Origin of the sequence: Isoptericola sp. NPDC056573, from assembly GCF_042793335.1 — a bacterium.
Classification (GTDB): domain Bacteria; phylum Actinomycetota; class Actinomycetes; order Actinomycetales; family Cellulomonadaceae; genus Isoptericola.
The window spans coordinates 491,120-516,522 of the sequence record NZ_JBHTUY010000001.1; the positions used below are offsets into that span (position 1 = coordinate 491,120).

A 25,403-nucleotide genomic window follows, 5' to 3' on the forward strand; every position below is an offset into this window, starting at 1 on the left:
CCCGCGCGGTCAGGAGTCGTAGCCGGGGTCGATCTCCTCGGGCGTGCGTGCCAGCAGGTGCGCCACCTGCTCGACGACGACGTCGCGCACGAGGTCGGCGCGGTCGGTGTCGTCGGCGGCGCGGAAGTCCACCGGGCGGCGGTACACCACGACGCGCGCTGGCCGGCCGGACTCGGCCGGGAAGCAGCGGCCCAGCGGGACGCCGTCGGACTCCCACGGCGCGGGCTCGGACGGCGGCACGTCCTCGACGGCGAACTCCGTGCCCGCGAGCTGCGGGCCCCAGCGGCGCTGCAGCAGCTCGACGACGTCGAGCACCAGGTCGTCGAACTGCTCCGCGCGGGTGCGGTACGCCGGCATCCCGGGCGGCAGGAGCGGCCCGCGCACCCCGCGCCCGCGGCGGTCGCGGCGACGTGTCGGCGGCACGACGGGAGCGGGTCCCGGCTCCGGACGGGGCTCGGGGCGGTCGTCGGGGCGGGAGGCGTGGTGCACGCGTCGAGCCTATGCCGGTGCCGATCCCGGTGCCGATCCCGGTGCCGATGCCCGGGTCACGGTGCGGTCACGACCCGCACCGACCGGCGAGCCCCGCGCACGCGCCCCCGACCGCGGCGTATTCTCCCCGCGTGAGATCGGTGAGGCAGTGCTCGCGCACGGCATGCACGCATGCCGCGGTCGCGACGCTCACGTACGTGTACGCGGACTCCACGGCCGTGCTGGGTCCGCTCGCGCAGCACGCCGAGCCGCACAGCTACGACCTGTGCGCCCAGCACGCCGAAGGGTTGACCGCGCCCCGCGGGTGGGAGGTCGTGCGCCTCACCCCTGCGTTCGAGGAACCGGCGCCGTCCCCCGACGACCTGTCCGCGCTGGCGGAGGCCGTCCGCGAGGCGGGGCGGGTGCGCCAGGAGCCGGCGGGCGAGCCGTCGTCCGTCACCGAGACCGCCCGTCGTGGCCACCTGCGCGTGCTGCGCGAGGCCGACTGACGCGTCCCGGTCGTCCGCACGGTCCCGTCAGGGGACCCACGCGCACACCGCGTGCCCGGAGCCGGACAGCCGCAGCTCCCCGGCGTCGTGCGGCACGAACACGGAGCCGCCGCGGTGCAGCGTCGCGGGGGCGGGGCAGGCCTCGGCGGTGAGCTTGAGGTCGCCGGAGAGGCACAGCACGATGCGGGGCCCCTCGGCGGGCAGGTCGACGTCCTCGGCGGGGTCGACGTCGGCGACGGTGAGCGCGAACTCCCGCACCGGGGCGCGGTAGGTGGTCACCTGACCCCGCCCGCCGGCGGGTCGCGTGCGGGGCGGCTGCGGCGGTCGCGGCACGAACGACGCGCACTCGACGAGCGCGACCTCGTCGACCAGCTTGGTGGTGAGGCCGGCCCGCAGCACGTTGTCGGACGACGCCATGATCTCGACGCCGAGGCCGGACAGGTACGCGTGCACCTCGCCCGCCGGGAGGAAGAGGCCCTGGCCGGGGTCGAGGGTGACCCGGTTCAGCAGCAGCGACGCGAGCGCGGCCGGGTCTCCGGGGTGCTGCTCGGCGAGCTGCAGCACGGTCGCGTCGGCGCGCGACGACGGCGAGCCCCCGGCGAGGCGCGCGGAGACGGACGCGACCGTCGTCGAGACGTCGGCCGGCGCGCCCGGGTCGCGGCGCGCGGCGACGAGGCGGGAGAACGCGGCCTTCACGCCGCCGGGGGAGCGGTCGGCCCGCAGGACGGCGCGAACGGCGTCCACGAGGTCGCCGTCGAGCCCGTCGAGCAGGTCGAGCACGGCGCGCGGCGCCCGGAAGCCGGCCAGCCCGTCGAACTCGGTCAGCGCGACGACCATCTCGGGCTTGTGCTGGTCGTCGTGGAACGAGCGCCCCGGGTCGCCCGGGGGCAGCCCCCGCCGGTTCTCCCGGTTGAACCCCGCGCGTGCCGCGTGCGGCTTCGGGTGCACCTGGAGCGACAGCGCCCGCTCGGCCGCGAGGACCTTGAGCAGGTAGGGCAGCCGCGGCCCGTACTCGTCGGCGACCCGTCGGCCCAGCATCGCGTCCGGGGCCGAGCGCACGAGCTCCAGGAGGGAGCCGTCGCCGTTCACCCGGGACGGTGCGCTGGGATGGGCGCCCAGCCAGAGCTCGGCGGCCGGCGTGCCGTCGGGCTCGGTGCCCAGCAGCTCCTGGATCCGCGTGCGCGACCCCCAGTCGGCGTGCTGGACGGTGTTCTCCAGCGGGTAGAGCTCGGGCACGGGACCACCCTTCCACACGCGCGCCCCCGCGGCGCCGCGCGGGGCGGAACTCCGCCCGCAGAACCACCCGCCCCGGGGAGCGGCAGGCACGTACGCTGTGGGTCGTGACGATCGACCTGGCCCGAATCATCAAGGCGTACGACGTGCGCGGCACCGTGCCCGACCAGCTCTCGCCGGACGTGGCCCGCGCGATCGGCGCCGCCTTCGCCCGTGTGGTGGCGGCGCCGGAGGGCGCGACCCGGGTCGTCGTCGGGCACGACATGCGCGAGTCCGGGCCGGAGCTGGTCGACGCGTTCACCGCGGGCGTCACCGCGGCCGGCGTCGACGTCGTGCGGATCGGCCTGTGCTCCACGGACGGGCTCTACCACGCGTCGGGCGCGCTGGACGCCCCGGGCGCGATGTTCACGGCGTCGCACAACCCCGCCGTCTACAACGGCATCAAGCTGTGCCGCGCGGGTGCCCGACCGGTCGGGCAGGACACCGGCCTGGCCGACGTCCGCGAGCTCGCGCAGCGCCTCCTCGACGACCCGCCGGCCCCCGCCTCCGACGACGACGCGACGGCGACGCCGGGGTCGGTCGGCGACGTCGACACCCTCGCCGACTACGCGGCGTTCCTGCGCGGCCTCGTGGACGTGTCGGGGATCCGGCCGCTCAAGGTCGTCGTGGACGCGGGCAACGGCATGGCCGGGTACACCGTGCCGGCGGTGCTGGGCACGGCCGCGGGCCTGCCGGCGCTGCCCCTCGACGTCGTGCCCCTGTACTTCGAGCTGGACGGCAGCTTCCCGAACCACGAGGCCAACCCGCTGGACCCGAAGAACCTCGAGGACCTGCGGGCCGCCGTCGTCGAGCACGACGCCGACCTGGGACTCGCGTTCGACGGCGACGCCGACCGCTGCTTCGTCGTCGACGAGCACGGCGACCCGGTCTCGCCGTCCGCGGTCACGGCGCTCGTGGGGCTGCGCGAGGTGGCCAAGGAGCTCGAGGCGGGCCGCACGCCCACCGTGATCCACAACCTCATCACCTCCCGCGCCGTGCCCGACCTGCTGCAGGCCGCGGGCGCGACGACGGTGCGCACCCGGGTGGGCCACTCGTTCATCAAGGCGCAGATGGCGCAGCACGACGCCGTGTTCGGCGGCGAGCACAGCGCGCACTACTACTTCCGCGACTTCTTCTTCGCGGACACGGGCATGCTCGCCGCCCTGCACGTGCTGGCGGCGCTCGGCGGCCAGCCGCACCCGCTGTCCGTGCTCGCGGAGATGTACTCGCCGTACGTGGCGTCCGGCGAGATCAACTCGACGGTGGCGGACGCCGCCGCGGCGACGGCGAGGGTGCGCGAGGCGTACGCCACGGCCTACCCGCAGGCGGACGTGGACGAGCTTGACGGCCTCACCGTGGCGCACTGGGACGGCCACCCGCAGTGGTGGTTCAACCTGCGCGCGTCGAACACGGAGCCGCTGCTGCGGCTCAACGTCGAGGCCGCCGACGACGACATCATGGTGAAGGTGCGCGACGACGTCCTGTCGCTCGTGCGGACGGAGGACGCATGACCATCTCCATCGACCCCTGGGTGCGGAGCATCCTGCGCTGCCCGGTGACGGGCGCCGAGCTGGTCGACGCCGTCGGCCCGGACGGCGAGCCCGAGCTGCGCTCGACCGACCCGGACCGGCCCCTGGCATACCCCGTGCGCGACGGCGTCCCCGTGCTGCTGGAGAGCGACGCCCGCCCCCTGTGACGCGCCCGGTCGCTAGGACACCGCGGTGATCTTCGTGATCCACGCGGCGGGCATCGAGCCCGCCGTGGTGCGCTTGCCCACCGTCGACCGGATCGTGTCGGCCTTACCGGTCACCTTCGCCGTCTTCCCGGTCGACGACGTCGCCGTGAGCGTGCGCGCCTGACCGCTCGACCACTTCGCGGTGACCTTGATCGACTGCACGTTCGACAGCCCGAAGAGGGCGCGGGCCTGCGCCTGCGTCAGCTTGCGGGACCACGATGCGTACGAGTTGCCCGGCGCCGACTTCGAGTACGGGTCGGACACCGACCGCTCGTAGGCGATCTTCGACGACCACACGTCCTCCGAGTTCGCCGTCCGCCCGCCGCTGGAGGAGAAGTAGTGCGCGGCGACGGCCTTGCCGCCGTAGGTCAGCACCCGGGCCCGGGTGCGGCTCGAGGTGGTGGCGTCGACGCCCTTCTTCCAGACCTTGCCGTACCGAGCGTCCGTCCCCTCGCTCTCCTTCTTCCAGCCGGAGTAGTACTGGTCGCGCACGTCGTCGACGACGTTGCACCGGCACGCGGCGAGGAGCGGCTTGGTCATGACGTACGAGCGGGCGGTGATCGCCTGCGCCGCCAGGGCGGACAGGCCGCCGTTGAGCCCCCACGACGACGGCATCTCCGCGATCCCGTAGAGGTACTCGGTGTTGAGCAGCACGTCGTTGGTGATGTTGGGGACGCCGCCGCGGGCCGTCGTCGTGAGGCGGCCGTGCTTGTACGAGCCGTGCGCCCCGGACACCGTCGCGACCGCCGTCTTCCCCGTGGGCTTGTAATACCGGGTGCCCGACCAGGTGATGCGCAGCAGCTGGTCGTAGTACTTGTCGCCGTTCACCGTGATCCGGGACCGGCCGCCGGCCGTGACCGTGACCGCGAAGGTCTCCGTGCCGGAGCCGGAGGCCAGCGTCTTGCCGTCCTCGTCCGCGAGGCGCCAGTCACCGCCGCGCACCGTGACCGTGGTCGTCGTCTTCGTGTCGCCGTACCCGGACCGCCCGAGCGGGTCCTTGCCGTAGACCTGGACCAGGATGTTGTTGCCGGTCGTGTCCTTCCAGGCGACCTTCCCGCCGGCGTAGTAGTGCTGGAGGACGTCCCAGCTGGGCGCCCCCCGTCGCGCCATCTCGTAGGCGCCGTACTGCGACATCCCCACGCCGTGGCCGAAACCCGAGCCCGTCAGCGTGAAGGACGACGGCACCGCGGCCTCCGCGGACGTCGCCGCCACGACGGTGCCGCTCACCGCCAGGACACCGGCGACGACCGCGGCGAGAGCGGTCCGCGCCCGGCGCGGTCGGCGGGTCGCGGCCCGCCCGGTCGAGAATTCTTGCGTCATGGTCATGCACCCCCTCAAGCACTGTGCACCAGGGGCCGCGCGCCAGCATCCGGAGGCGCGGAGCAGCCCGAGCTCCCGGGTTCGAGGTGCTGACAGGCCGATCCGTCCCTATCGTCGTGCGGGTCAGGTGCCCGGCGCGACGATGCGCCACGCGGGTCGACCGAGGCCCGTCGGTCCGGTCAGACCGATCGGCGATCGACCAGAGCTGGACGAGCGGAGACGAGCATGACGACGACACCCAGGGCTCGACGGGCGGCACGGACCGCCGTCACGACGTCGACCGTCGTGGCGCTGGCCCTCGCGGGGGTTGTGCTCCCCACGGTCTCCCTCCCCGTCCCGAAGGCGCACGCCGTCGCCCCGGACGTGGAGGACGTCCTGGTGCGGGGCATCGACCCCGACGCCCGGCACGAGAAGGGAGCCCTCGACGACGCCGTCGGGCACGAGCACGACGCCGCGGCCGAGACCGCCGGGGACACCGCCGCCGTGGAGGGGGCGGAGACGCTCAGCGACGTCCCCGCGCCCGAGCCGGACGAGGGGGCGCTCGCGGCGCTGAGCGAACGCACCACCACGCAGGACTTCATGGTGGCCGGGGTGACGTGGGACGAGGCGTCGACCGCGACGGTGACCGAGGTGGCGGTGCGGGTGCGGGAGTCCGGGACGTGGAGCGAGTGGCAGTCGCTCGGGATCGACGACACCGACGTGGCCGGCGGGCGCGCGGGGACCGAGCCGCTCGTGACGGCGGGGGCCGACGGCGTCCAGGCCCGGGTGCGCACCGACAGCGGGGCACCGCCCACCGGCCTGAAGGTGGACGTCGTGGACCCGGGGACCTCGCGGGCCGACGCGTCCGTGGGCCAGGAGTCGGCCCCCGCGGCGTCGGCCGACGCCGGCACCGGGACCGAGATCCGTCCGAAGATCGTCAGCCGTTCCGGGTGGGGGGCGGACGAGTCCCTCTCCGGCCGGTGGCCGGAGCTCTCGGGCAAGCTCAAGGCCATCTACATCCACCACACGGCGGGCACCAACAGCTACAAGGAGAGCCAGTCCGCGGCGCTGGTGCGCGGCGTCTACGCGTACCACACGAAGTCCCGGGGCTGGCCGGACATCGGCTACCAGTTCCTCGTGGACAAGTTCGGCAACATCTTCGAGGGACGCAAGAAGTCGCGGTGGGACAACCCGGTCGGCGCACAAGCAGGCGGCTACAACACCGGCACCATCGGGATCTCGGCGATGGGGAGCTTCGACACGGCGCAGCCGTCGAGCGCCCTCGTCACCGCGCTCGCCCGGGTCGTCGCCTGGAAGAGCTACACGTACGGGATCAACCCGCGCGGGACGGTGGTGCTGCCGACCGGCGGGAGCACGGGCTCGGGGACGCGCGCCAAGCCCGGCACCGACGTCCGGGTGCCGACGGTGCTCATGCACCGCACCACCAACCTGACGGCCTGTCCGGGGCAGTACCTGGCGGCCAAGATGGGCACGATCCGCGCGGGCGCCGACTCGCGGCGCGACGCCGCGATCAAGAAATACGGCTCGATCGTCCCGAAGGTCAAGGCGCCCACGCGCGTCGATCCGACGTCGAACCAGGTCCCGGTGCAGTGGAACGGCAGGTCGACCTACCGGTGGAAGCCCGTCTCGGGCGCGGTGAGCTACCAGGTGCTGCAGCGCTACGCGAAGTGGAACGAGGGCATGCCGTACACGTACTACTGGCGGGAGGTGAAGCTGACGTCCGCGACCTCGATCACGCTCAGCCAGAGCACCGGTCAGTCCCGCGAGCTCGCCGTGCGCGCCGTCGACTCGGACCATCGCCGTGGACCGCTCACCAGCCTGGCGCGGACCAACAGGGCGGTCAGCCCCTCCAGCTGGAAGCGGTCGTCCGGGTGGAAGAAGGTCACCAGCTCGTCCTACTTCGGCGACTACGCGTACCGCACCACGACGAAGGGCGCCTACGTCCAGCTCCCGGGCGCCAAGCAGGTGCGTCGCGTCGTGATCCGCGGGGCGACCAGCCCCTCGGACGGACGCCTGCAGGTGCGCGTCGGCGGGAAGGCGATCGAGACGTTGGACTTCGGCAGGGCGTCCGACGGGGACCGGATCTTCACGGTGTGGGTACCGAGGACGAGCGGCACGGTCACGCTCAAGACGCTGGACTCCGGCAAGCCGGTGCGGATCAGCAAGATCGCCGTGGCGAGGTGGTAGCGGGCGGGGCATGAGGGGCCGGGAGGCCGGCCCGGCCGGCGGCGGACGCTAGGGTCGGGCGCGTGCACCTGGCGCAACAGCTGATCCTGACGCTCCCACCCGACCGCCGAGCCCTGACCGTGGAGGAGGGGCCCGCCGTCGTCGACGACGGCGCGGTCCGTGTCCCGGCGGGCGCGAGCCAGGGGTTCGCCACGTACTTCTCCGCGTTCCCCGCCTCGTACTGGGTGCGCTGGGCCGGCGTGGGCACCGTGCGGCTGGAGGCCGCGGCCGCCGGCGCCGGCACGCTGCGCCTCGTCCGCTCGGACGCACGGGGCGTGGCGTCCGTCGTGGCGTCCTCGCCGGTCGACGGCGGCACGGTGGTGCTCGACGCCGACGTCTCGGGCATGGCCGACGGCGGCTGGCTCTGGTTCGAGGTGGACGCGGGCGACGCCGACGTCGTGGTCACCGGCGCGCGCTGGCTCGTGGACGTCGCGCCGCGGCGGACGGGCGACGTGTGCCTGTCGATCACCACCATGGACAAGCCGGAGTACTGCGTCGCGACGCTGCGCCGGATCGCGTCGTCGCAGGTGCTCCGCGACGCGGTCGGGACGGTGTTCGTGGTCGACCAGGGCACGCGACGCCTGGTCGACCACCCCGACTACCCGGAGGTCGCCGCGGCCCTCGGCGACCAGCTCACGGTCGTCGAGCAGCCCAACCTCGGCGGCTCCGGCGGGTTCTCTCGCGGCATGCTCGAGACGCTGGACCACGACGGCGCGGACGCCGTCCTCATCCTCGACGACGACGTCGAGGTGGAGCCCGAGGCGCTGCTGCGCGCGATCCGGTTCCACCGCGCCGCGCGCGAGCCCGTCGTCGTGGGCGGGCACATGCTCGACCTGAACCGCCCCACGGTGCTCAACTCGTTCAGCGAGGTAGTGCACGAGCGGAGCTTCAACTGGGGCCCGCCCGAGGCCGACCAGCAGTGGCACGACCTCGCCGCCGCGCCGCTGCGCGACACCCCCTGGCTGCACGCGCGTGGCGAGAGCGACTTCAACGGCTGGTGGATGTGCCTCATCCCCACCGCGGTCCTGCGCGACGTCGGGCTGTCGCTGCCGCTGTTCCTCAAGTGGGACGACGCCGAGTTCGGCCTGCGCGCGCGCGACGCCGGCCACGCCACCGTGTCGCTCCCGGGCGCGGCGCTGTGGCACGTGGCGTGGACGGAGAAGGACGACACCGTCGAGTGGCAGGCGTACGTCCACGTGCGCAACCGCATCGCGGCCGCGCTGCTGCACGCCCGGCGCCCCCGCGGCGGCCTGCTCCTGGCGACCCTGCTCGCCACCGACCTCAAGCTGCTGCTGGGGATGCGGTACTACCCGGTGGACCTGCACGTCCGGGCGCTGCGCGACCTGCTCACCGGCCCTGGCGACCTGCACGCGGGGCTCGGCGACGTCGTCCCCGCCTCACGCGCGGTGGGCGCGGCCTACCCCGAGACGATCACCTACCGGCCGGGGGAGGCGGTGTTCGACGCCGCGGCCGCACGGCGCTGGACGGCGCCGGCCCGACCGAAGCCCACCTCGGCGGGGGCGCTCGTGCGGCTCACGCTGCGCGGCCTGGCGCGCAACCTCCGCCCCGCACCCCGGGGGATGCCGCGGGGCGCGCTGAGCCGCGACCAGGCCACCTGGTGGGAGGTGCCCGAGCACGACTCCGTGCTGGTGCTGGCGGGCGACGGCGCCTCCGGGACCTGGCTGCGCCACGACCGGCGCCGCGCGTGGCGCCTCGCGGGCGCGACGGCGGTGGCCCACGTGCGTCTCGCGGCGCGGTGGGGCGCGGTGTCCCGGCGCTGGCGCGCCGCGGCCCCGGCACTGGCGGCACCGGCGACGTGGCGCGCGACCTTCGCGCGTTCCGCGGACGCCGCGCACGACGGACCGGGCGGGGACCACCGCCCCGCCGAGCACCACTAGGATGTGCGGGATGTCCACTCCCACCGTCGTCGCGGTCGTCGTGTCGTACAACAGGGCCGCGCTGCTCGTCGCGGCCCTCGACGCGCTGGCCGCCCAGAGCCGGCCCGTCGACCGCGTGGTCGTGGTCGACAACGCGTCGACCGACGACGCCCTCGAGGTCGCCCGCACCCATCCCAGCGCCCCCGACGTCGTGGCGCTCCAGCGCAACACCGGCGGCGCGGGCGGGTTCGCCGTCGGGCTCGCGACCGCCGTCGCCGACCTCGACGCCGACCTCGTGTGGCTCATGGACGACGACACCGTCCCCACCGAGACGGCCCTCGAGGCCCTGCTCGGCGCGCGCGACGCCTATGCCGGCGACGTCACCGCGATGGCCAGCCGCGTCGTGTGGACCGACGGCAGCGACCACCCGATGAACACGCCGCGCAGCCGGCCGGGCGCGTCGCCGGCCGAGCTGGCGCGGGCGCGCGCCGCCGGCGCGATGCCGGTGCGGTCCATGTCGTTCGTGTCGATGCTGGTCGACGCGCACGCGGTGCGCGAGCACGGCCTGCCCGTCAGCGACTTCTTCATCTGGAACGACGACTTCGAGTACTCGACCCGCCTGCTGCGCCGCGGCACCGGTCTGTACGTCCCGGGCAGCGTCGTCGAGCACCGCACCGCCCGGCTGGTCGGCACCGACCACGACCCCGGCCCGCGCTTCTACTTCGAGGTGCGCAACAAGGTGTGGACGTTCACGCGCTCCTCGGCGCTCGCGCCCTCCGAGCGGCTGCTCTACGGCGGCTCCACGCTGCGGCGCTGGGCCCGCACCGTCGTGCGCTCCTCCGCCCGCGGCACCCTCCTCAAGGCCGGCGGCCGGGGGCTGTGGCACGGGATCGTGCGGCGGCCGCGCGCCGACACCGAGGTGCTCGCCGGGGTGGGGCCCGCCGCCCTCAGCGTGGCGCGGCTGGAGCTCGGGCAGGACGACGCCGCCGGGCGACCGGCCGCCCGCAAGGCCGCGGCGACCACCGTGCGCGCCGTCGTCCGCGGCGCCCTCGACGACCACCGGTTCTCCGTGCTGCTGCCCGTGTACGCGGGCGACGACGCCGCGCACCTGGAACGCGGCTTCCTGTCCGTCACGCGGGACCAGACGCTGCGCCCGGACGAGGTCGTGGTCGTCCGCGACGGGCCCGTCGGCGACGACGTCGCCGCCGTGCTCGGCCGCCTGCACGAGCTCACCGACGTCCCCGTGACCCTGGTGCCCCTGGAGAAGAACGTCGGCCTCGCCCGCGCGCTGGAGGCCGGGCTCGAGGCGTGCAAGCACGAGATCGTGGCGCGCGCCGACGCGGACGACATCTCCCGGCCGGAGCGGTTCGCCGTGCAGGTGCCGCTCGTGGCCGCCGGGTGCGACATCGTCGGCTCCGCGATCCAGGAGTTCGACGACGACGAGCACGCGCCCGGCATGGTGCGCGTGCCGCCGACGGGCGCGGACATCGCGACCACGGCCCGGTTCCGCGACCCCTTCAACCACCCGTCGGTCGTGTACCGGCGCTCCGCCGTCGCCGCGGCGGGCGGGTACGAGCACCTGGACCTGATGGAGGACTACCTGCTCTTCGCCCGCATGATCGCGGGCGGCGCGGACGCGGAGAACGTCACCCGGCCGCTGGTCCTGTACCGCGTCGGCGCCGGGGCGTACGCGCGCCGCGGTGGCCGCCGTCTGCTGGCGTCCGAGCTCGCGCTCCAGCGCACGCTGCACGCCGAGGGCTTCCTCACCGGGCCGCAGATGGTGCGCAACGTCGTGGTGCGCGCCGGCTACCGCGTGGTGCCGGAGTCGGTGCGCAAGGCCGGGTACCGCGCGTACACCCGCCTGCGCGGCGGCTACGAGCCCGACCGACCGACCCCCTGACCAGGAGGACAGCATGACCGACCTCGTCGTCGTCGGTACCGGGCTCTTCGGCCTGACCGTCGCCGAGCGGATGGCCGAGCAGGGGCGCAAGGTGCTCATGATCGACCGTCGTGACCACCTGGGCGGCAACGCGTACAGCGAGACCGACCCGGACACGGGGATCGAGGTGCACCGGTACGGCGCGCACCTGTTCCACACGTCGAACGAGCGGGTGTGGGAGTACGTCAACCGGTTCACGTCGTTCACGTCGTACGTGCACCGCGTGTACACGACGCATCGGGGCGAGGTGTTCCCGATGCCGATCAACCTGGGCACGATCAACCAGTTCTTCCGGTCGGCGCACGGGCCGGACGCGGCGCGGGCGCTGGTGCGCGAGCAGGCGGCGGAGCTCGAGGGCCGACGCCCGACGAACCTGGACGAGCAGGGCGTGTCGCTGATCGGTCGGCCCCTGTACGAGGCGTTCATCCAGGGGTACACGGCCAAGCAGTGGCAGACGGACCCGCGCGAGCTGCCGGCGTCGATCATCTCGCGCCTGCCGGTGCGGTACACCTACGACAACCGGTACTTCAACGACACGTACGAGGGCCTGCCGACGGGTGGGTACACGGCGTGGTTGGAGCGGATGGCGGACCACCCGAACATCGAGGTGCGGCTGTCCACCGACTTCTTCGACGACGCGCAGCCGGTGAGCAAGCAGGCCGTGGTGGGTCAGGTGCCGGTGGTGTACACGGGGCCGGTGGACCGCTACTTCGACGACACCGAGGGGTCGTTGTCGTGGCGGACGCTGGACTTCGAGCGCGAGGTGCTGCCGGTGGGGGACTTCCAGGGCACGCCGGTGATGAACTACGCGGACACGGAGGTGCCGTACACGCGCATCCTGGAGTTCCGCCACTTCCACCCGGAGCGGGAGTACGCGGGCGACAAGACCGTCATCGTGCGGGAGTACTCGCGCTTCGCCGAGCGTGGTGACGAGCCGTACTACCCGGTGAACACGCCCGCCGACCGGGACCGGCTCAAGCGGTACCGCGAGCTCATGGCCGACGAGCCGGACGTGCACTTCGGCGGCCGGCTGGGCACGTACCAGTACCTCGACATGCACATGGCGATCGGCTCCGCCCTGTCCATGGTGGACAACAAGCTCACCGCCTGACACCGAACGAACCCTCCTGCTGCCGAACAGGCGGTTGACACCGTTATGGGCGCCACTCGACACCCATAACGGTGTCAACCGCCTGTTCGGCGGGCCGCAGCGAGAGCATGGCGGACCGCGCTGCCGACCACCCCGCGGGCGACGTGCCCGCCGTCGAACCTCAGCAGGTGGATCCCCAGCACGGTGAGCGAGTTGTCGCGGTCGCGATCCCTCCGGTCACCGCCGGGGAGGTCGTCGTGCCAGGCACGCCCGTCCGTCTCGACGACGAGCCATCCGCCGGGCACCCGCCATGCGAGGTCGCCGACGGCGAGGAGACGACCCGTCCGGTCGTGCACGGGAAGCTGGAGGGTGTCCGGCGGCACACCCTCCTCGACACACTGCCAGCGAGCCATCGACTCCAACGGGGACGCGGCGCGCGGGTCGGCCAGGTCCCACAGGTCGTGACGGGACGCGACGCCGCGGCGCCCGCGGGCGTGGTCATGGGAACGCCCGAGGTCGTGGCGGTCGACGGCCTCGAGCCGCAGCGCCGAGTCCAGCACCGCGAGCGCATGCGCCATCGGGAGCTCCGGAACCGCTTGGGCGAGGGCCCACGGGACGGTCACGATGCGGCGGTGCCCGGTGCGACGATCGCCGAACTCCACCGTCGAGAGTCCGTCGTCGAACTGTCGCAGGGGCACTCCGGGACGTGAGGCACGTCGGGACGCCGACGGCAGCGCTGCTTCCGGACGGGTCACGATCGGCAGCCCTTCCACCCCGTGCATCGCGAGCGCGGACGTCCCGACAGCGATGGCGTCGGGTCCGTAGGCGAGCATGCCGATCCACGCCTCTCTGCGACGCAGGTGGCCGTGCAGGATGTCGCCCGGTGACTTCGGCGGCCATGGCGCCAGGAGCGGCACACGGGCGGTGGCGAGCGGTGGGACCGCGCGCCGGGGCACGTCGGACGCGGTCCGCGCACGCGGGGGGACAGGCACGACGTCGAACACCCCACGCACCACGGCGTGCCATCGGCCGGCGGCGACGAGCCGCGAACGGCGCGCCGCACCGACACCGTGCCGTTCGCACTGGGAGGAGCCGAGCAGTCCCTCCTGGGCGTCGGCCACGTCCTGGAGCAGAGGGGGGATCCCGGCGAATGTGCGCATCCCGCCACCGCACCACCTGTAGCGAGACGTCAGCGGTGGCCGGGCGCGATCTGTGGACGGTCGGTACCTGTGGGCAGCCTCCGCACCTTGCTGCCGATCAGGCGGTTGACACCGTGATGGGCGCCGAGGAGCGTCCATCACGGTGTCAAGCGCCTGTTCGGCGCTGGGGGAGGGAGGCCGGTCAGACCGGGAGGCCGACGTCGCGCAGCTCGCGCTCGAGGTAGGGCGTCATGGTGAGCGCGTACGTGGCGGTGAGGTGGTGCGTGTCCCGGTACACGTTGACGCCGCCGATGACGGCGGGGCAGGTGCCGTCGTCGCAGTAGAGCGACGTGAGGTCGACGAACGAGGCGCCGGGCACCTCGTCGGCGGCCTCCTCGTACACCTGCGGGTCGGGGAACGCCTGGTCCTCGGGCAGGTCGCACCGGGTGGGGTCGGCGGCCAGGCCGCCGTCGAGGCACTGCGACGGCTCCTGGTCGTGCTGCGGGTTGTCCGAGAGGGCGACGACGGGGACGCCCCGCTCGGCGACGGGCCGCCACGCGGCGGCGAGGTCGGACGCCTGCCGGTCCGGGCTGCCCGAGAGGAAGTCGAGGTACCCCGTGGTGACGACGGCGTCCGTGGACCCGGCGTTCCGCTCCAGCCACGGCTCGAGCCTGTCCCGCCACTCCTCGCAGGTGCGGGCGCGCTTCCCGTCGGCGTCGACCGGCCCGGTCGTCCAGGCGCACGAGTTCTTCAGGTGAGCGGTGACGCTGAGCCGCCCCTCGGCGGCGAGCTGCCGGAACGCGGGGAGCAGGGCGCGGGCGTGCGAGTCGCCCACGAGCACGACGTGCGGCACGTCGGGGTCGTCGACCGGGCCGAAGGAGCAGTCCGCCAGCGCGGTCCCGTCGACGTCGACGAAGCAGTCCCGGGGCCCGGCGACGTCGTCCGCGACCGCGACCGGCGCGGGGACGACGACGTCGTCGAGGGCGGGGTTGTCGCAGGGCTGCTCGGTGTCCATCTCCTCGGCGCCGAAGCAGGACGGCGGGTCCGCGACGATCCGGTCGGCGATCGCCTCCTGCTCCTGCGCGTGGTGCTGTGCCAGGGCGAGCCCGCCCCCGGCGACGAGGGCGAGCGCGGCGGTCCCGGCGGCGGTGACGCCGAGGGCACGTCGGGGGACGTGCAGGCTCCAGCGTTCCGTGAAGCGCGCCGGGTCCTCCACCCAGCGCTTGGTCGCCGCGGCCAGCAGCACGACGCCGGCGAGCAGGACGACCCGTTCGACCAGGCCGGCCTCGTGCCCCAGCACGAAGGGGGCCAGGACGATCGCGGGCCAGTGCCACAGGTACAGCGCGTAGGAGATCTCGCCGGTCTGCTGCACGGGCCGCCAGGCGAACAGGGACGTCGGGGCGAGCCGCCCGGACGGTGCGCCGGCGGCGATGACGGCGACGGTGCCCAGCACCGGCACGAGCGCCGCCGTGCCGGGGAACGGCGTGGAGTCGTCGAAGGCGAGGGCGCACGAGACGAGGACGGCCAGGCCGGCCCAGCTGAGCACGGTGCGGGCACCGTCGCCCGTCGGGCGCCGTGCCGGCCGCGAGAGCCAGAGGGCGAGCAGCGCGCCGGCGCCGAACTGCCAGGCGCGGGTGGTCGTGGCGAAGTAGGCGGGCGCCGGGTTCGCCGACGTCAGCCACAGCGAGTACGCGAACGACGCGACGGTCGCGGCGACGAGCAGCAGCGACGTCGTGCGGCGCACGGTCGCCCCCCGCCGGGCGGCGACGACGGTGCCGAGCACCACGAGCAGGGGCCAGACGAGGTAGAACTGCTCCTCGGTCGACAGCGACCAGTAGTGCTGGACCGGCGACGGGTCGCCGTCCGAGGCGAGGTAGTCCACGGCGTCGCCGGCGAGCACCCAGTTCTCGACGTACAGGGTGGCGCCGAGGGTCTCGCGGAACCACTGCTGCCACAGCGACTGCGGGGCGAACAGCACCGCCGCGACGAGGGTCGCCGCGAGGACGAGGTACGCGGCGGGCAGCAGGCGGCGCGCCCGGCGCGCCCAGAACCGCGCCAGCCGGATCCGGCCCGTCGACTCCGCCTCCCGCAGCAGGTGGCCCGTGATGAGGAAGCCGGAGATGACGAAGAAGACGTCGACGCCCACGTAGCCGCCCGGCAGGCGGCCGGGCCAGAAGTGGTAGAGGACGACCAGCCCCACGGCCAGCGCCCGCAGCGCCTGGATCTCCGGGCGGAAGCGTCGCGGCGGGCGGCGGGTGTCGCCGTCCGCCGCGGCGGGCGGGCCGGACGGTTGGTCGCGGACGAGCGTCGTCATGCGCAGGGGTCACCGTGGAGATCGGGGGCGGAGGGCCGGAAAGGCTAACCACGAACCCGATGCCGAGGGCAAGCCGGCTCGCGCACGGGGGCCTCGGGAGACGCCGGGCGCGGACCGACGTGGTCCCCGCGGGTCACGAGGCGGCGGGCAGGACGACGCGCGGGGGCGGGCCGGCGACGGGGGCGGCCGCGGCGTGCACCGCGAGCTCGTGCGCGGCACGGAGGCGGTGACGCTGCTCCGGCGTCGCGCGGTCGGTCCACCAGGCCTCGGGGACGGCGTGCGGGGTGACGGTGACGCCGCGCGGCACGAGCAGCCGCGAGAGCGTGAGGGCGGCGGCCGACGGCAGCGTGACCACGCGCTGGCCGGGCCGCAGCCCGCTGAGCCGGATCTCCACCGGCGCGCCGGGTGCGTCCACCTCGATCCCCGGAACCTGCTCGAGGAGCGCCGTGACACGGGGGTCGTGGCGGCGGTGCGGCACGTAGCGCACCGGTCCGTCGGCGGCGACGCCGCGCACCCACGCCAGGTACCGGTCGGGGTGCAGCAGGCCGTCGGCCGCCAGCGCCGACCCGACCACCACCGTCCGCTCCGCAGGCGCCTCGGCCGGGGGCCTGCCCTGCAGCCACTCGAACCCGTGCTCGAGCACGTCGATGCCCAGCAGGCGGAGCCAGGCGCGCAGGTCCGGGTCGAGCGGGAGGGCGGTGCACAGGCTCAGCCCGCCCGCCTCGGCCACGCGTCGCATCCGGAGCGCCGCCAGCGCGCCGAGCCCGAAGCGCAGCGACCCGGGCGGGGCGCCGATCCGCACCAACGAGCTGCCGGACGTCAGGCGGTGGGCGAGGTCGAGGGTGGCGAGCCCGTCGTCCACCACGACGATCCGGGTCGGCGGCCGCAGCGTCCGGACCAGCGCGGACTGGAAGGCTCCGGAGAAGGGGTCCCCGACCACCACGACGTCGTGCGGCAGGTGCCGCGGCACGGGTGCCAGGTCCACGTCGAGGTCGCCGGGCAGGCCGAGGGCGCGCACGGCGTCCACCCCGGCGGTGAGAGCGGGGACGTCGGCGCGCGCCAGCACCCGGGTGCGGGGACCGGCGTGCCCGGCGGCGTGCGCCTCGACGGCGCACAGCAGCTGGAGCGGGGACTCGACGAACGCGGTCACCTCTCCACTGTCACCGCGTCGGGCGACGAGCAGGGGACGTCGGCGTGGCCGGGGGATGAACGCTCGGTGCTCGTCCGGGGGCGCACCCGTGGCTGCCCGGCAGTTCCTGAGGTTCGATGGGTACATGTCCGGACGGAGCGTGCGAGACCGGTTCGTGGCCGCGCTGCGCGGGCGGTCCGCGTCGGACCGGGCGGGCCGTGACGAGGACGCCGCCGCGCTCCGCGCGGAGCTGGACGCGCGCAGCGCCGAGGTGCGCCGGCTGCGCCGCCGGGTCCGCGAGCTGGAGGCGGGTCTGCTCGACGACCTGCCCGAGCAGGTCGGCGCCGTCGCGCGCGCGGTGCGCGCCGAGCACCTGACGCTGCTCGGCGCCCGCCCGCTGCACGACCTCGCGCACGCCGTGCTCGACGCCGAGGCGCGGGCCCTGCCCGGCGTGCTGATGGAGTGCGGCACGGCCCGCGGTGGCTCGGCCGTCGTGATGGCGGCGGCCAAGGCGCCCGGGCGCCGGCTCTTCGTCCACGACGTCTTCGGCCTCATCCCGCCGCCCACGCAGGAGGACGGCGCGGACGTCCACGCCCGGTACGCCACGATCGTCGAGGGGCGTGCGAAGGGTCGTGGCGGGGAGACCTACTACGGCTACCGCGACGACCTGTACGGCGAGGTGCGGGACTCGTTCGCCCGGCACGGTCTGCCGGTCGACAGCTCCGGCGTGACGCTCGTCCGGGGGTTGTTCGAGGACACCCTGACGGGCGACGACCCGGTCGCCGTCGCGCACCTGGACGGCGACTGGTACGCGTCGACCCGCACCTGCCTGGAGCGCGTGGTGCCGCGCCTCGTCCCGTCGGGCCGGGTCGTCGTCGACGACTACTTCGCGTGGTCGGGCTGCCGCAGGGCGGTCGACGAGTTCCTCGCGCGCGACGGCGCGAGGTACGGCCTGGTGCGCGAGATGCACGCGCGCCTCCACCTGGTGCGCGCCGGCTGAGTCAGCGCCCGGCGGTGTCGAGCCCTCTCTCGAGCCCGGACCGGACGCCCTGGCGCAGGCGGTCGTGCACGCGGTTCTCCACGAGGTGGTGCAGCACGACCGCGAGGGCCAGGGAGAGCGCGGTGGCGAGCCCCAGCACCACCCAGCGGGGCGCGTCGTCGTGCAGCACGTCGATCACCGCGAACCCGAACTGGCCGTGCACCAGGTACAGCGGGTAGGTGAGGGCGCCGAGCGTCGACAGCACCCGCCAGTCGAGGTGCCGCAGCGGCCCTGCGCTGAGCGCCCAGAGGAGCGCCACCATCGCGACCACCGCGGCAGCGCAGACGACCGCGGAGACGGGCGCGCCCACCAGCTCGGAGGCCCGGTCGGCGTAGAGGTACGCCTGGCGCACGCACAGCACGCTCGTCAGGGCGACGGCCAGCCACACCGCGAGGTCGCCGCCGTCGCGGTAGACGAGGAAGAGCAGCATGCCGACGGCGAAGTAGGGCGCGTAGGAGGGGATCAGCACCGCGCTCAGCAGGTCGGCGTCGTTCGCCCTGGCGAGCTGCGCGACGAGCGGCCACAGGACCGCGAGGGCGATGACCCGGCGGCGGGTGATCCCCACGAGGATGAACGCCCCCACGATCAGGTAGAAGAGCATCTCGAACCAGAGGGTCCAGAACGGGCCCTGCACGTCGGTGGCGTCCCAGGCGTTCTGGATCATCGTGAGGTTGAGCAGCGAGTCCACCGCCGAGGCGTCCCGCCCGTCGTGCCACACGAGATGCAGCATCACCGTCAGGACGACGGCGGCCCAGTAGGCCGGGAACAGCCGGGCGACGCGCGACGCGGCGAAGGCGCTGACCGGGCGGCCGTACGCCGTCATGAGGATGACGAACCCGCTGATCATGAAGAACAGCTGGACGCCGAGGAACCCGTAGCGGGTGACCTGGTTGAGCCCGGGGAAGACGTCGGACGGCGCGGCGCCCCAGTGCGGCATGCCGATCCCCGTGTAGTGGTAGCCGAGCACGAGGAGCGCGGCCAGGAATCGCAGCCCGTCCAGTCCGCGGAGGCGCGGACGGGACCCCACCCGTGCTGGGGTGGAGCTCCCGGCGGACGGTACGGACGTGGTCGGCAGGGAGAACATGGGCGGCGACGATACCTGGTCCGGTGACCTGGGCGACCATCCCGGGAGGAGAGCTCGGACGAGAGGTGGTGCGGCGCGGTTACCGAGCGGCAGGGTGCACGGACCCTGTCACCCGCTCGTGCCACAGCTCCTGACGCGCGACGTAGGCGTCGTCCCACGGCTTGGTCGGGTCGGCCCAGTGCACGAGCCGTGCCGGGGCGTCCGGCAGGTCCCGCGTCGGCACGTGGTCCCAGGCCGCGTCGAGCTCGGTGCGGTGCGGCCCGACGTACAGGTGCAGGGCCTCGCGCGCGTCGATCCGGAACTCCCGCATCGCGACGAGCGACTCCGCCGCGTACCCGTCGGCCCGCAGCCGCGCGAGGTCGAGCACCAGCACGTCGGCGTCGAACGCGTTGAAGTCGAAGACGTGCCGGGCGTGGATGCGGCGGTAGAAGTCGTACGCCGTCGCCGGTGCGTCGTCCAGGCGGCGGGCCGCCCGGTACAGCAGGCCGAAGCCGCTCGGGTCGGCGTGCGACGTGTGCCGGGCCGCGACGGCCGTGGAGCCCAGGTCGACCGCCGCGAGCTCCGCGACGTCGTCCAGCACGACGGCGTCGACGGGCAGCACCACCGCGCGGTCCACGCCGGGGAGCAGGTGCGGCAGCAGCACGTGGTGCGCCCGCTGCGACGAGTCCAGGCCGAGCGAGCCGACGTCCAGGGCCGTGGTGGGCACCCGGTGCACGGAGGTGCGCTCGGAGAGCTCCGGCAGGCTGAGCGTGGCGACGCCCGGCCCCACGAGCCAGACGCGCAGCGGCACGGACGCGGACGAGTCGAGCGCCCGCACGGCCTCCGCGACGTGGGGGAGCTGGGGGCGCCGGGGCAGGAGGACGACGTCGACGGCGCCGTCCACGGCAGGGGCCGTGACCGCGGCGGGGGCGGCCACCGTCGCCGGAGCGGCGGGGAGCGCCGGCAGCGGTGTCGCCGCGGCGTGCCGGGCCCGGGCCGCCTCGACCTCGGGTGCGACGGTCTCCCGCCACAGGGCGTAGACGTGCTCGGCGTCGCGGCCCTCGAAGACCGCCGTGAGGACGGGCTCGAGCCGCGCGATCATGCCGGTGCGGATGGCCTCGAAGCCGTCGTGGTCCAGCGGGTGCAGACCGCTGAAGCGCACGTCGGCGAAGTTCGCGGGCTGGAAGTCGACGTCCAGGCCCAACGACGTCGTGGGCAGGTAGCAGTGCAGCCGCTTCGTCACCACGTGCGTGAACGACGTGCGGTACCACTCGAGCAGCCGCACCGCCTCGCGCATGTTCTCCACGAACGTGCGGTCCTTCACCTCGCGGTAGCTCTGCTTGATGTTGTCGTGCCCGTCCGGCACGGGCTCGCGCACGGCGTCGACGTACACGGTGGCGGGCGCCGGGCGCTGGTCGAGCTCGGGGAAGACGGTGCTGACGGTGGTCGTGAGGCAGCCGGAGAAGAAGGCCGGCACGTCGAGCGACAGCAGCAGGTCGACCGTGGTCCAGTCGCGGCAGCCGACCGGGCCGTGGGCGCGGAGGTAGTCGAGCACCTCGGGGGTCAGCAGCCCGCGCTTGTTGCAGTGGAAGGAGACGAAGATCGGCCGCAGGTTCTCGTGCATCGGGAAGTCCCAGACGCCGGTGCCCGCCAGGTCGTGGGAGTGCCAGCCGAACTCGAGCAGCCAGGTGCCCTCCGGGAACGACTGGAACGACGACCCGTCGCGGTCCACCCGGTAGAGCTCGACGTCGGTCGCCTCGCCGTCGAGCCGCAGCTCCGGGCGCACCCGCTCCTGCATGTCCTGGGCGAGGCCGACGAGGTCGTCCCGGCCGTGGAAGCGCAGGTTCTGGCGGCGCACGACGTGCCCGAGGGAGGACAGCGTCTGCACGTGGTCGCCGATGTTCTGCGACGACTTCCCCTTGCCCGGCTGCACGTAGTCCATCACCGCGAAGGGCACGCGGGTGCCGGGAGCCGGTGCGGTGGTGTGCCGGTCGGCCCCGCGCCAGCGCTCGAGCCACGCGACCTCGGCGGCGCCGCCGGGCCACTGCTCCTCGTTCCCGCGGTACGCCGCGACGAACCGGTCGTGCACCGCGTGCCGCAGGGCGTCGTCGCCGTGCGCGAAGACGTAGCGCAGCGCCGCGTGCCAGGTCCGAGCGCCCGGGGCCGCGCCGGCGCCGTCGAGCCAGGTGCGCACGAGGGCGAGCCCGCGCTGCGGGTCGACGCGGAAGAGCGACTCGACGTAGGGCACGGGCGCCACGGCCAGTGCGTCGCCCGCGCGGTCGAAGAGGTCGAGCGCCCGCTCGTGCAGGTGGCGGCGGTGCGCCACCAGGCCGCCCGCGACGAGCGCGTCGGGGCCGGGGGACGGCGCGGCCAGGGCCTCGTCGACGCGCGACTGCGCGCCCTTGAGGTCCTTGGCGTGCAGGAGGCCGCGGACCTCGTGCACCACCGGGTGCGTCCGGGCGAAGACTTCCCGGGCGGAGGGTTCCGGCCGTCCGAGCGCGGCGCGCAGAGCGCGGCGGGCGCCGCGCAGCAGGGTGGCAGGGTGCAGCGGGCGAGAGGGCATCAGATCTTCCGGTTCCGGGACGACGGGCCGGCCGATACTACATCGGACGACTCGGATTACAGTGGCCTCGTCTCGTCCGTCCACCGCGGGCGGCCCCGTGTCCGGAGGGGCGCCGCGGAAGAAGGACCGAGTGAACCTCAGACCCTACGATGGGCCGGTGCCCCACAGCCACGGACCGACGACGACCCGCCTGCCCGACGGCGGGCATGCCGCCGCGACCTGGTCGATCCCCGCGGACTTCGGAGGGATGACGTCGGCCCTGCTCCGGCGCTCCCGGGCGTTCGTGGAACAGGGCGGGGCGCCGGTGCGGGTGCTCACCTTCGACCCGGCGCTCGACCTCGACGCGGCTCGTGCCCGCCTCGAGGAGCGTGGCCAGCTCGTGCCGGGCGTGACGCTCCACAACCTGTGGGCCGACGTCCGCGCGATGTCGGACGAGGAGGTCGGGGCGCGCGCCGGCGCCGCCCCGCGCCCCGACCTCCCGCGCGGAGCGCCGGGGGAGCGGGCGCGCCTGGAGAGGAGCGGGGAGACCACGCGGCACCTGCACTTCCGGCCCGACGGCTCCGTCGCGGCGGTGGACGAGAGCACCCCGACCGGTCGCGAGGTCAGGTTCTACACCGGCGACGGGCGCCCGGGGCGCCGGTGGTCCACCGTGTGGGCCCTGTACCGGCACTGGGTCGGCACCGTCCTGACCGAGCGTCCGACGTACGTCGTCGTCGACTCGAAGGCGCTGACCAAGTTCTTCGCCAACCTCGAGATCAAGGGGATCTACACGCTGCACCTGGTGCACGGGGCGCACCTGACCGCTGCGGCCACGGACGCGCACGGGCCGCTCGCCGGGACGCGTGCCCCGATGATCGAGCACGTGGGGGACTACGACGCGGTGGTGTTCCTCACCGAGGGGCAGCGGCGCGACGTCCACGACCGGGTGGGCGCACGGGACAACACGTACGTGGTGCCGAACAGCACCGACCTGCCCGACGGCGCGCTGCCCGCGCACGCCGACCGCTACCGCGGGGTGATGCTCGCCAGCCTCAGCCGCCGCAAGCGGGTCGGCCACGCCATCGCGGGGCTGCGCCGCGCGAGGGCCGGCAGCGGCCTGCCGCTCACCCTCGACGTCTACGGCGAGGGACCGGAGCGGGAGCGTCTCGAGCCCCGCGCGGCGAAGGTTCCCGGCGTGACGCTGCACGGGTACGTCACGGGCGCGGCGGACCGCCTCGCCGACGCCTCGTTCCTGCTCCTCACCAGCAGGGCGGAAGGGCTGCCGCTGGTGTTCGCCGAGGCGATGGCGCGCGGCTGCGTGCCGATCGCGTTCGACGTCCGCTACGGCCCCGCCGACATCATCACCGACGGCGTCGACGGCTTCCTCGTCCCGGACGCCGACGTCGACGCGCTCGCCGCGGCGATCGTGCGGTTCGTGTCGCTCGACGACGACGTCGTGCGCCGCATGCGCGAGGCCGCGGTCGCGACCGCGCAGCGGTACTCCGACGTCGCGGTCGTCGGACGGTGGGCGGAGGTCTTCGAGGACGTCGCCCGTCGTCGGCCGGTGTCTCCGCGGACCGCAGGCCGGCCTGCCGGCCCGCCGCGGTACCGGCGTTCCACGCTGTCCCGGGCCGCGCGGAAGGTGGCCGGTATGCTGCGACGCGCCGGTCGCCGACCACACCGGACCGCACACCTACACCCTGAGGAGGGGCCTTGACCGCCACACCCCGCGGCGCCACGTGGCGCCGACGGATCCGGTCCCTGGGGGGCAAGGCCATCCGGCGGCTGGGGCTGCTGCCCGGCGGCATGCCGGACGGACTGGGAGAGGACCAGGAGCTCCTCGGCACGTCGTGGCCGTACGAGGTGCTCGTGTACTTCGCCGACACGCCCGACGCGCTCTACCAGATCGAGCAGTGGTACGAGACGTTCCGCGCGCTGCACGCCGAGCACCCCGTGGTCGTCGTGACCCAGGACTCCCGCACGGCGCGCGCGATCCGCCGCGACAGCGGGCTCGACGTGCGCACCGTGGCGCACTACACGACGCTCGACGACGTCCTCGGCCGCTCGCCGACGAAGCTCGCGCTCTACGTCAACCACAACCCGCAGAACTTCACCTGCCTGCGCTTCGGGCAGCTCGTGCACGCGTCGCTGATGCACGGCGACAGCGACAAGCTCGTCACGGTGTCGAACCAGACCAAGGCGTACGACTTCTCGTTCGTCGCCGGGCAGGCCGCGGTCGAGCGCATGGCGCGGTTCAGCACCCTGTACGACGCGCACGAGCGGTGCGTGCCGGTGGGCCGCCCGCAGCTCGACGACCAGCTGCGCCTGCGCGCGAGGACTCCGCGCGGGCCCCTGCCCACGGTCCTGTACGCCCCCACGTGGGAGGGCGGCCAGCCGTCCGCGGAGTACGGCACGGTGGCCACGCACGGGCTCGCGATCGTGCGCGCCCTCGTGGAGTCGGGCCGGTACCGGGTGCTCTACCGCCCGCACCCGCTCACCGGGGTCCGGGTCGCGGCGTACGGCGAGGCCGACAAGGCGATCAGGGCGTACCTGGCCGGCGCGCCCGCCCCCGCCGAGGGCCCTGCCCACGGCACCGACACCCACGGGGACGTCGCCCCGGCGTTCGCGGCGGCCGACCTCCTGGTCTGCGACGTGTCCGGCGTGGCGATGGACTGGCTCGCCACCGGCGAGCCGATCGTCGTGACCCGGCCGGTCGGCGACGTGATCATCGCGGCGAGCCCGCTGCTGGAACTCGCGCCGTCGCTGCCTGTCGCCGCCCTCGGCGACGTGCTGGCCACCGTGGACCGCGAGCTCTCCGAGGACCCGACGCGCGACCGGCGCCACGCGCTGCGCGAGCACTACCTCGGCGACACGACTCCCGGCGCCTCCACGCGGCGGTTCGTCGCCGCGTGCGAGCGCCTCATGCAGATCCGCGACCGCGAGGTCGCCCGGGTCGAGGCCCACGGCGCGCCGAGCGCCGCACCGACAGGTAACGAGAGAGGAACGCGATGAGCATCCAGACAGTGATCCTGGCGGCGGGCATGGGGACCCGCCTGGGCCGGCCGCACCCCAAGCCGCTGACGGAGCTGCGGGACGGTCGCACGATCCTCGCCCAGCAGCTCGGCAACCTCCGCTCCGTCTACGGCCGCGAGGCCGAGGTGCTGATCGTCGTCGGCTTCAAGCTCGAGATGATCCTCGAGGCCGCGCCGAACGTCGCCTTCACGTACAACGAGGTGTACGACCAGACGAACACATCGAAGAGCCTCCTGCGCGCCCTGCGGGTCACCGGGGACCGCGGCGTGCTCTGGCTGAACGGCGACGTCGTCTTCCACCCGGACGTGCTGCGCCGCGTGCAGCCCCTCATCGACGAGGGCCGGTCGTTCGTGTGCGTCAACACGTCCTCCGTCGGTGACGAGGAGGTCAAGTACACGGTCGACGACGACGGCTACATCAACGAGCTGTCGAAGAAGGTCGGCGACGGTGCGCTCGGCGAGGCCGTGGGGATCAACTACGTCGCCGCCCAGGACAAGGCGAAACTGCTGCAGCGCCTCGACGAGGTCGACGACCAGGAGTACTTCGAGGGCGGCCTCGAGCTCGCCATCGCGCACGACGGCGTGAAGGTGCTGCCGGTGGACATCTCCGACCTGTACGCGGTCGAGGTGGACTTCGCCGAGGACCTGGAGCGGGCGAACCAGGAGCTCTGAGCACCTGGCTCGACGGGCCTGGCTCGACGGGCCTGGC

General features: G+C 74.2%; 19 protein-coding genes. 11 read left to right on the forward strand and 8 right to left on the reverse strand.

All coding sequences use genetic code 11. The annotated features are described in order from the left end of the window. Positions 1-9: 9 nt before the first annotated feature. Positions 10-489 (reverse strand): metallopeptidase family protein, encoded by a 480-nt coding sequence (locus ACFQ8E_RS02240; RefSeq protein ID WP_430548929.1) that lies wholly within the window; start codon positions 487-489, stop codon positions 10-12. 131 nt (positions 490-620) lie between these two features. On the opposite strand from ACFQ8E_RS02240, the gene ACFQ8E_RS02245 reads away from it, so the two are divergent. Then, the gene (locus tag ACFQ8E_RS02245) at positions 621-977 is read left to right on the forward strand and encodes a DUF3499 domain-containing protein (protein WP_429764601.1); all 357 of its coding nucleotides are present in this window, start codon (positions 621-623) and stop codon (positions 975-977) included. A 27-nt stretch (positions 978-1,004) separates the two neighbouring features. Here ACFQ8E_RS02245 and manA read toward each other — a convergent pair whose 3' ends face one another. Next, the gene (gene manA / locus ACFQ8E_RS02250; RefSeq protein ID WP_430548930.1) at positions 1,005-2,213 is read right to left on the reverse strand and encodes a mannose-6-phosphate isomerase, class I; all 1,209 of its coding nucleotides are present in this window, start codon (positions 2,211-2,213) and stop codon (positions 1,005-1,007) included. Between the two features lie 104 nt (positions 2,214-2,317). On the opposite strand from manA, the gene ACFQ8E_RS02255 reads away from it, so the two are divergent. Further along, complete coding sequence (locus tag ACFQ8E_RS02255; RefSeq protein WP_430548931.1) at positions 2,318-3,760, forward strand: phosphomannomutase/phosphoglucomutase; 1,443 nt, start codon at positions 2,318-2,320, stop codon at positions 3,758-3,760. After that, entirely contained in the window at positions 3,757-3,945 is a 189-nt protein-coding gene (locus ACFQ8E_RS02260) for a Trm112 family protein (RefSeq protein WP_430548932.1), read from the forward strand. The genes ACFQ8E_RS02255 and ACFQ8E_RS02260 overlap by 4 nt, the downstream gene beginning before the upstream one ends. A 12-nt stretch (positions 3,946-3,957) precedes the next feature. Here ACFQ8E_RS02260 and ACFQ8E_RS02265 read toward each other — a convergent pair whose 3' ends face one another. After that, positions 3,958-5,304, reverse strand: a complete 1,347-nt coding sequence (locus tag ACFQ8E_RS02265; protein ID WP_430548933.1) for a SpoIID/LytB domain-containing protein — start codon at positions 5,302-5,304, stop codon at positions 3,958-3,960. A gap of 225 nt (positions 5,305-5,529) precedes the next feature. Here ACFQ8E_RS02265 and ACFQ8E_RS02270 point away from each other — a divergent pair, with 225 nt between their 5' ends. From ACFQ8E_RS02270 to glf, 4 genes are all read left to right on the forward strand, one after another. Then, the gene (locus ACFQ8E_RS02270; protein WP_430548934.1) at positions 5,530-7,491 is read left to right on the forward strand and encodes a peptidoglycan recognition protein; all 1,962 of its coding nucleotides are present in this window, start codon (positions 5,530-5,532) and stop codon (positions 7,489-7,491) included. A 62-nt stretch (positions 7,492-7,553) separates the two neighbouring features. Beyond that, a complete protein-coding gene (locus tag ACFQ8E_RS02275) occupies positions 7,554-9,428 on the forward strand; it encodes a glycosyltransferase (protein WP_430548935.1) in 1,875 nt (624 codons plus the stop codon). A gap of 10 nt (positions 9,429-9,438) precedes the next feature. Then, on the forward strand, positions 9,439-11,307 hold the full coding sequence (locus tag ACFQ8E_RS02280) for a glycosyltransferase (protein ID WP_430548936.1): 1,869 nt from the start codon (positions 9,439-9,441) through the stop codon (positions 11,305-11,307). 13 nt (positions 11,308-11,320) lie between these two features. Further along, on the forward strand, positions 11,321-12,457 hold the full coding sequence (glf, locus tag ACFQ8E_RS02285) for a UDP-galactopyranose mutase (RefSeq protein ID WP_430548937.1): 1,137 nt from the start codon (positions 11,321-11,323) through the stop codon (positions 12,455-12,457). A gap of 74 nt (positions 12,458-12,531) precedes the next feature. On the opposite strand, the gene ACFQ8E_RS02290 is transcribed toward glf, so the two are convergent. From ACFQ8E_RS02290 to ACFQ8E_RS02300, 3 genes are all read right to left on the reverse strand, one after another. Then, positions 12,532-13,014 (reverse strand): hypothetical protein, encoded by a 483-nt coding sequence (locus tag ACFQ8E_RS02290; RefSeq protein ID WP_430548938.1) that lies wholly within the window; start codon positions 13,012-13,014, stop codon positions 12,532-12,534. Between the two features lie 763 nt (positions 13,015-13,777). Next, positions 13,778-15,889, reverse strand: a complete 2,112-nt coding sequence (locus tag ACFQ8E_RS02295) for an acyltransferase family protein (RefSeq protein WP_430548939.1) — start codon at positions 15,887-15,889, stop codon at positions 13,778-13,780. A 133-nt stretch (positions 15,890-16,022) separates the two neighbouring features. Next, the gene (locus ACFQ8E_RS02300; protein WP_430548940.1) at positions 16,023-17,039 is read right to left on the reverse strand and encodes a hypothetical protein; all 1,017 of its coding nucleotides are present in this window, start codon (positions 17,037-17,039) and stop codon (positions 16,023-16,025) included. A 124-nt stretch (positions 17,040-17,163) separates the two neighbouring features. Between ACFQ8E_RS02300 and ACFQ8E_RS02305 the strand changes: the two genes are divergently transcribed. Further along, positions 17,164-18,018 (forward strand): TylF/MycF/NovP-related O-methyltransferase, encoded by an 855-nt coding sequence (locus tag ACFQ8E_RS02305; RefSeq protein WP_430548941.1) that lies wholly within the window; start codon positions 17,164-17,166, stop codon positions 18,016-18,018. A 1-nt stretch (position 18,019) separates the two neighbouring features. Here the strand turns inward: ACFQ8E_RS02305 and ACFQ8E_RS02310 are convergent, their stop codons facing one another. Further along, entirely contained in the window at positions 18,020-19,141 is a 1,122-nt protein-coding gene (locus ACFQ8E_RS02310) for an acyltransferase family protein (protein WP_430548942.1), read from the reverse strand. Positions 19,142-19,220: 79 nt separating this feature from the next. Continuing rightward, positions 19,221-21,683 (reverse strand): hypothetical protein, encoded by a 2,463-nt coding sequence (locus ACFQ8E_RS02315; RefSeq protein WP_430548943.1) that lies wholly within the window; start codon positions 21,681-21,683, stop codon positions 19,221-19,223. Positions 21,684-21,840: 157 nt separating this feature from the next. Between ACFQ8E_RS02315 and ACFQ8E_RS02320 the strand changes: the two genes are divergently transcribed. The 3 genes from ACFQ8E_RS02320 to ACFQ8E_RS02330 are packed head-to-tail and all read left to right on the forward strand — an operon-like array spanning position 21,841 to position 25,366. Further along, on the forward strand, positions 21,841-23,379 hold the full coding sequence (locus ACFQ8E_RS02320) for a glycosyltransferase (RefSeq protein ID WP_430548944.1): 1,539 nt from the start codon (positions 21,841-21,843) through the stop codon (positions 23,377-23,379). Beyond that, positions 23,376-24,674, forward strand: coding sequence for a CDP-glycerol glycerophosphotransferase family protein (locus tag ACFQ8E_RS02325; protein ID WP_430548945.1), 1,299 nt, complete (start codon positions 23,376-23,378; stop codon positions 24,672-24,674). The genes ACFQ8E_RS02320 and ACFQ8E_RS02325 overlap by 4 nt, the downstream gene beginning before the upstream one ends. Continuing rightward, entirely contained in the window at positions 24,671-25,366 is a 696-nt protein-coding gene (locus ACFQ8E_RS02330; protein WP_430548946.1) for an NTP transferase domain-containing protein, read from the forward strand. Before ACFQ8E_RS02325 ends, ACFQ8E_RS02330 begins: the two co-directional genes overlap by 4 nt. Positions 25,367-25,403 lie beyond the last annotated feature (37 nt).